General features: G+C 74.5%; 6 protein-coding genes and 1 pseudogene. 4 read left to right on the top strand and 3 right to left on the bottom strand.

From position 1 onward, the window contains the following. Window positions 1-1,259: 1,259 nt before the first annotated feature. A pseudogene (locus EFE23_RS27060) lies at window positions 1,260-2,786 on the top strand (WG repeat-containing protein); the annotation flags it as partial. Between the two features lie 35 nt (window positions 2,787-2,821). On the opposite strand, the gene EFE23_RS27055 reads toward EFE23_RS27060, so the two are convergent. Beyond that, complete coding sequence (locus EFE23_RS27055) at window positions 2,822-3,301, bottom strand: cupin domain-containing protein (RefSeq protein ID WP_123243710.1); 480 nt, start codon at window positions 3,299-3,301, stop codon at window positions 2,822-2,824. Between the two features lie 81 nt (window positions 3,302-3,382). Here EFE23_RS27055 and EFE23_RS27050 point away from each other — a divergent pair, with 81 nt between their 5' ends. Continuing rightward, complete coding sequence (locus EFE23_RS27050) at window positions 3,383-4,042, top strand: TetR family transcriptional regulator (RefSeq protein WP_123243709.1); 660 nt, start codon at window positions 3,383-3,385, stop codon at window positions 4,040-4,042. 60 nt (window positions 4,043-4,102) lie between these two features. Next, entirely contained in the window at window positions 4,103-5,101 is a 999-nt protein-coding gene (locus EFE23_RS27045; protein ID WP_123243708.1) for an aldo/keto reductase family protein, read from the top strand. 45 nt (window positions 5,102-5,146) lie between these two features. On the opposite strand, the gene EFE23_RS27040 is transcribed toward EFE23_RS27045, so the two are convergent. Next, a complete protein-coding gene (locus tag EFE23_RS27040; RefSeq protein WP_123243707.1) occupies window positions 5,147-5,941 on the bottom strand; it encodes a site-2 protease family protein in 795 nt (264 codons plus the stop codon). Next, the gene (locus EFE23_RS27035) at window positions 5,941-6,141 is read right to left on the bottom strand and encodes a hypothetical protein (protein WP_123243706.1); all 201 of its coding nucleotides are present in this window, start codon (window positions 6,139-6,141) and stop codon (window positions 5,941-5,943) included. The genes EFE23_RS27040 and EFE23_RS27035 overlap by 1 nt, the downstream gene beginning before the upstream one ends. A 129-nt stretch (window positions 6,142-6,270) precedes the next feature. Between EFE23_RS27035 and EFE23_RS27030 the strand changes: the two genes are divergently transcribed. Next, window positions 6,271-7,140, top strand: an 870-nt coding sequence (locus tag EFE23_RS27030) for a serine/threonine-protein kinase (protein WP_148058552.1), incomplete at its 3' end; no start/stop codon positions are given.

The following is a 7,140-nucleotide window of genomic DNA, read 5'->3' as shown; positions in this document are numbered from 1 at the left end:
GCCGGCCCGCCGACCTGCGCGTCGAGTTCCTGCCCGGCCCTGCCGCCCCGTCGACGCCCGGCGCCGCCCCGCGGTCGAGGCCCAGTCCCACCGCGCCGTCGGCGCCCGGACCCGCCAGCGCTTCGGTGCCCGGCCCGGGCGCGCCCGCCGCACCGCGTCGGGACGGACCGCGCCCCGGCGATCGGGGTGCGCCACCGGCGAGGGGCGACGAGGCGGCCGAGCGCAGGAGTGGACAGGCAACCCGGCCGCCTGCCGGGTCCGCTATCACCACACCCGCCACAGCGCCACCACCGCCGGTCTCCGCACCGCCGGCCGGGCCGGTCTCCGCACCACCCGCCGGGCCGGTCCCCGCACCGCCCGCCGGGGCGGCGCCCGCCCGACCGGCCGGGCCCCTGCCGGCGCCGCCGGCGTATCCCGGGGGCCGGACGCACGAGCCGGAGGATCGCCTCTCGCCGGCCGCTGCCGGCGGCGGCCAGGCGGACCGCCCCCCGGCCCCGACGAGCGACCCACCCGCGCCGGCAACAGCCGACGGGCTCGCCGCCCCGCACCCGGCCACGGCCGAGACGGATCGCGGTCGCCCGGGCGCGACGCAACCGGACCGGACCGTCGACGAGAGGGCTACCGACAGCCGGGCGGACATCGACGTGGACGCCTGGTTCGGACCGGGCCGCCCGGCACCGGAGACGGACACGGCACCGACCCAGCCGGAGCGCGGCCAGAGCACGTCCGACACCGGGACGACGCCGGATGCGCCGACCCACCCGCCCGCGCAGCTGGTGACCGGAGTCGCGCCCGCTGCGCCAACCACGCCGACCCTCGGCACCCCAACGGAGGGCGGCGCACCGCCTCACGGCAACGTGGACCCTGTTGATCAAGGGGTTTCCGTCGGGACAGGGCCGGTTCCGGACGCAAACCCCTTGATCAACGAGGAGAGCGCCGGGGCGGACCGGGGCGCGGTGCCGGGTACCTCGGGCGTTTCCTTGCCTGGCGAGGTTGACGGCTTCGCCCGTACGGACGGCAGCCGGCCCGGCTCGGGTGACGGCGCGGTGGGTGTGCCTCCGCCGGCGGCCGAGCGCCTCGGCGGGGTCACGTCGTCGGCGGGCACGTCCGTGGCGCCGGAACCGGAGACCACGCCGGAACCGCCGGCCGGCACGGCGGAACCGCAGGCCACGGCGGAACCGCAGGCCACGGCGGAACCGCAAGCTACGCCGGGAGCGCAGGCCACGCGGGAAGCGCGGGCCACGGATGAACCGAAGGCCATGCCGGCTCCGCAGGCCACGCCGGAAGAGCAGGCCACGCGGGAACCGGAGAACGCGCCGGAGCCGGAGGCGGGACCCGAGGCGGTCAACTCACCGGTGTCGCAACCACGCGCGGGCGACGGCGCCGACGAGGCCCCGACACCCGCCGAGCAGGCCGGTACGGCACCGGCCGTACCCGCTGGAGAGGCGGCGGAGGACGAGCCGGCGGAGGTACGCCCGGCCGATCCCGAGCAGGCCCTGGCCGCGTTCCGTTGGCGCCTGCACCCGGAGACCCTGCGCGAGGAGGCCCCCGATCCGGCGGCGCTGCGCGAGGTCCGGGACGGGCTCACCACCAAGCTGGGCAGCGCGCTGGACAACCGCAGTCGCGCCCGGCTGTTGAGCCTGCGGTCGGTGGCGTCCCGGATTCTCGGCGACCTGGACGACGGCCTCGCCGACGCGCGGCTCGCCCTCACCTACGCGGAGGCCACCGGCGAGCTGCGGCGTACCGCGCTGGCCCGGGCACGGCTCGCGGAGGTGCTGCGCTGGCGGGGCGAGTACGCGGAGGCCGACCGGCTCTTCGCGGAGGCGAACTCGCCGGAGCTGCCCGACCGGCTGCGGGCGGCGCTGCACGAGCACGCCGGCCGGTGCTGCTACGACCAGGGCCGGCTGACCGAGGCGTGCCTGCATTTCGAGCGGGCGCTGGACCTGCGGCAGGGTGAGGACGCGGAGCTGAGCGCCCGTACCGTGGTGGCGCTGGACGCGGTCGCCGAGCGGGCCGCGACCGGCGGTTTCGGGCCGAAGCCGCGTAGCCGGGAGGCGATCCTGGGCCACGAGCGCCACCCGGTGCCCACCTTCGACGAGGAGCAGGAGCTCTGGGGATACGCGGACGCCGACGGCAATCTGGTGGTCGAGCACCGGTACGCCGAGGTGCAGCCGTTCCGGGAGGGACTGGCCTGGGTGCGCCGCCCCGAGGCGTCCCGCTGGGCGCTGATCGACACGACCGGCGCGGCGCTGATCGAGGCGAACAACGGCTACCGGGCGGTGGGCTCGTTCTCCGAGGGGCTGGCCTGGGTGTCGATGGACGGCAAGGGCAGGTGGATGGCGGTCGACCCGACCAACATCGTGAAGATCCCGCCGGGGTACGAGGACGCGCGGCCGTTCCGCGGCGGCCTGGCCGCGGTCCGCCAGAACGGCGGTTGGGGCGCGGTCGACCGCTCCGGCCAGGTCGTCGTGCCGACGCGGTACCACGGCCTCACCACCGCCCTGGCCGACGGCCGGCAGGTGGACGGCTTCACCGAGGACGGGTTGGCCGGGGTGGAGCTGGCCGGGCGCCGGGGCGTGGTGGACCGGACCGGCCGGGTGCTGGTCGCGCCGGTGTACGCGGCGCTGGTGGTGCACCCGGTCGCCTTCCTGATCAGCGACGAGTCCGGCCGGTGGGGGGCGCGGGACCGGCGGGGCGAACCGCTGATCGACGCGGTGCACCCGAACCGCGCCGCCGTGGTCGCCGAGATCGAACAGCTGCTCGCCGACACCAGCCCCGTGCTCTGACCCGCTGTCGTCGCGCCCCCACGGCCGGGCGGCTGTCACGCCTGCGGGGGCGGTCCCAGCAGCTCGATGCCGTTGCGGGCGGCGGCGTGGCCGAGGGCCGCCGGGTCGATGGGCCCCGGGTCCGGCAGCCGGCGTTCCGGCGCGGGCATCCCGGCCTCGGCGGCGAACCGTTCGAAGCCGGCCGGGGTGGTGATCTGCAGGGCGTGCAACGGCTCGTCCGGCCCGACCAGGAAGCTGTGCGCCAGCCCCGTCGGCAGCAGCACGAAGTCGCCCGGGCCGGCGGTGAAGCTCTCCCCGGCGCAGTGGAACCGGGCGGTGCCGGACAGCAGGTAGAACATCTCGTCCTCGACCTGGTGCCGGTGCAGGGGCGGGGCGAAGCCGGGCGGGTTCACGAACTCGGCGACGGTCAGCCGGTCGTGGGTGTGCCGGCCGCCGGCCTTGACGGTGCACAGGTTGCCGAGGAACCAGTACGTCTCGCCCTCGTCGGGGCGGAGCCGGTACGGAGAAACGGGCATGGCGACCTCTCGGGTTGGATGGACCGATCCACTATTGGATAGCCGGAGGTATAGTGAATGCACTGCTAGTATCGCGATGTCATGGCTGCAGTCAAGGACGGAAAACAGACCCGGCCGTACCGCTCGGCGGTGCGGGAGGAGAGCGCCCGGCGGACCCGCCGTGCGGTGGTGCGGGCGGCGGGCGAACTGTTCACCGCGCGCGGCTACGCCGCGACGTCGCTGGCCGACGTGGCCGCCGCCGCCGGCGTGGCCCGGCCCACCGTGTTCGCCGCCTTCGGATCCAAGGCCGCACTGCTGCGCCAGGTGCTCGACGAGGCCCTGGCCGGCGACGACGAGCCGGTGCCGGTGGCGGACCGGCCCTGGTTCCGACCGGTCTGGGACGCGCCGACCCAGGGTGCGGTCCTCGACGCGTACGCCGGGGTCTGCACCCTGATCGGCGCCCGGGCCGCCGTCGCCTTCGAGACCGTGCGCCGGGCGGCGGACGAGGCCCCCGAGGTGGCCGAGCTGTGGGAGAGCCTGCTGCGCAACCGCCGCGCCGGCGCGCGCATGGTGGTCGAGCGGCTGACCAGCCTCGACGGACCACTGCGAACGGCCCCGGACACCGAACGCGCCGTCGACGAACTGTGGTTCCTCAACGACCCGGCCCACTACGCGGCCCTGGTGCAGCGCTGCGGCTGGGCCGAGGAGAGCTTCCGGGAGTGGCTCGCCACCCGGATGCGGGAAGCCCTGCTGCCCGGCTGAACGTCACACCCCCGCCGCGCCCGCCACCGGCCATGATCGGGGCGGGACTAGGGTCGGGGCATGGAATTCCGACACCTAGGCCGCTCGGGCCTGATGGTCAGCGAGATCTCGTACGGCAACTGGATCACCCACGGTTCACAGGTCGAGGAGCAGGCGGCGACCGCGTGCGTGCGGGCCGCCCTGGACACCGGCATCACCACCTTTGACACCGCCGACGTGTACGCCGGCACGAAGGCCGAGGAGGTGCTCGGCCGCGCGCTGAAGGGTGAGCGGCGCGAAGGCCTGGAGATCTTCACCAAGGTCTACTGGCCGACCGGCCCCGGGCGGAACGACCGCGGCCTGTCCCGCAAGCACATCATGGAGTCGATCAACGGCTCGCTGCGCCGGCTGCAGACCGATTACGTGGACCTCTACCAGGCCCACCGGTACGACTACAGCACCCCGCTGGAAGAGACGATGGAGGCCTTCGCCGACGTCGTGCACTCCGGCAAGGCGCACTACATCGGCGTCTCCGAGTGGAAGGCGTCGCAGCTCCGCGAGGCCCACGCTCTCGCCCGCGAGCTGCGCATCCCGCTGGTCTCCAACCAGCCGCAGTACTCGATGCTGTGGCGGGTCATCGAGACCGAGGTGGTTCCGACCAGCGAGGAGCTGGGCGTCGGCCAGATCGTCTGGTCCCCGATGGCCCAGGGCGTGCTCTCCGGCAAGTACCTGCCGGGCCAGCCGCCGCCGGCCGGCTCCCGGGCCACCGACGAGAAGTCCGGTGCGAACTTCATCGCCCGGTTCATGACCGACGAGGTGCTCACCCGGGTGCAGCGGCTCAAGCCCCTCGCCGAGCAGGCCGGGCTGAGCATGGCACAGCTCGCCATCGCCTGGGTGCTGCAGAACCCGAACGTCTCCTCCGCGATCGTCGGGGCGTCCCGGCCGGAGCAGGTGCACGACAACGTCAAGGCGGCTGGCGTGAAGCTCGACGCCGACCTGCTCAAGGCGATCGACGAGATTGTCGAGCCGATCACCGAGCGGGACGCGGCGAAGACCGAGAGCCCGGCCCAGCGCCCGTGAGCCGGTCCCGGTCCGGCCGGCGGCTTCCCGCCGGCCGGACCGGGCTCAGCCCTGCCAGAACCGGATCAGGTACAGCCCGGCGCGGTACAGCTCCGGGGGCAGACCGAGCCAGTCGGAAACGGTGAAGATCGCGCCGAAGAACGCCCCGCCGATCCGCGGGTTCCACAGCAGCGCGAAGAGCAGGATGAACCCGAACGGCGCGAACAGGTCGTACATCCGGCGGTACTGCGGGTTCAGCCAGGGCTGGATCATGTTGCCGCCGTCCAGGCCGGGCACCGGCAGCAGGTTGAGCACGCTGGCGGTGAGCTGGAGGAACGCCAGCAGGGCCAGCCCGGCCCAGAACTCGATCGGCCCGCCGGCCGCCAGCCCGATCCGCAGCACCACCACCAGCAGCAGGGTGAACAGCACGTTGGTGGCCGGGCCGGCCAGGCTGACCAGGGTGTGCCGCAGCCGGCCCGGGATGGCGTGCCGGTCCACCCACACCGCGCCGCCGGGCAGGCCGATCCCGCCGAGCAGCACCACGACCACCGGCAGCACGATCGACAGCAGCGGGTTGGTGTACTTGAGCGGGTTCAAGGTCAGGTAGCCCCGATGGGCGATGTCCCGGTCGCCGGCCCGGTACGCGACCACCGCGTGGGCGTACTCGTGCAGGCAGAGCGAGACCAGCCAGCCGGTGACGACGAAGAGGAAGACGTCGAACCGGACGTTGCCGAACCGCAGCCAGGTCATCACCCCGCTGGCCACGAAGAGCGTGGCCAGGGCGAGGAAGACCGGACTGGGCCGGAACGCCGCCCGGGGCACCCCGAGCACCAGCGGGTCACCCGGGCGGTCGTACGCCATCACTCCGCCGTCGGCAGCAGGCTCATCCGGTACTCCACCCGGTCGTCCTCGACGAGCGCGACCGAGGTGACGCCGGACGCCGCGAGCTCCCGCCAGGTCTGGCCGATCCACGACTCGGCGTCCGCCTGGCTGCCGAACGACTCGCTCGGTCCGTCGACCGCGTCGCCGTTCGTGCCCTCGTACCGCCAGCTCCACGCCATGCCGCGTCTCCCCTCGCCGCCGTCGTCCCCAGGGACGCCCAAACCTCCGCAAGCGTAGTCGGCCGGACGCGGAACGGCCCGGCCGCCACATGGATCATGCCGTCGAGGGCGGGCCGGTACGGTGACGCGGTGCTGACTCAAGGAGTGATGCTCAGCGAGCGGTACCGGCTGAGCGAACGCATCGCGACCGGCGGCATGGGCGCCGTCTGGAAGTGCACGGACACCCTGCTCGGCCGGGACGTCGCGGTGAAGGTGCTGCTGCCGTCGCTGGTCGCCGACCCCGAGTTCACCACCCGCTTCCACGCCGAGGCCCGGATGCTGGCCGCGCTGCGGCACCCCGGCATCGTCCAGGTGCACGACTTCGGCTCCGCCCCGCTCGCCGACGGCGGCCAGGTCAGCTACCTGGTGATGGAGTACGTCGACGGCGAGCCGCTGGTGACCTGGATCCGCCGGGCCGGCCGGCTCGATCCGGCGTCGACCATGTCCGTGGTGGCGCAGGCCGCCCACGCGCTGCACGCCGCCCACCTGGCCGGGATCGTCCACCGGGACGTCAAGCCGGGCAACCTGTTGGTGAAGCGGGACGGGACGGTGGTGCTGGTCGACTTCGGCATCGCCCGGGCCAGCGCCACCGCGGGGATCACCGCCGCGCACACCGTGCTCGGCACCGCCTCGTTCATGTCGCCGGAGCAGGCCGTCGGCCAGCCCGTCTCGGCCGCGACCGACGTGTACGCGCTCGGCGCGGTCGCCTACTTCTGCCTCGCCGGCCGGCCGCCCTTCGCCGGCGACAACCCGCTCCAGGTGGCCATGCGGCACGCCCAGGACGAGCCGCCGCCGCTTCCGGCGGACACGCCCCCGGCGGTGATCGAGGTGATCCGTCAGGCGCTGGCGAAGGCTCCCGGGGACCGCCACCCGAGCGCGCTCGCCCTGGCCGAGGCGGCCCAGGACGCCCGGGACTCGACCCTGGCCCGGCTCCCCGTCCCGCCCCGCCCGCCGTGGGCG

The sequence above is a fragment of the Micromonospora solifontis genome (assembly GCF_003725545.1).
Classification (GTDB): Bacteria; Actinomycetota; Actinomycetes; order Mycobacteriales; family Micromonosporaceae; genus Micromonospora; species Micromonospora solifontis.
Note: the sequence above shows the minus strand (reverse complement) of the source record. Positions and strands in the feature narration are given on the sequence as shown.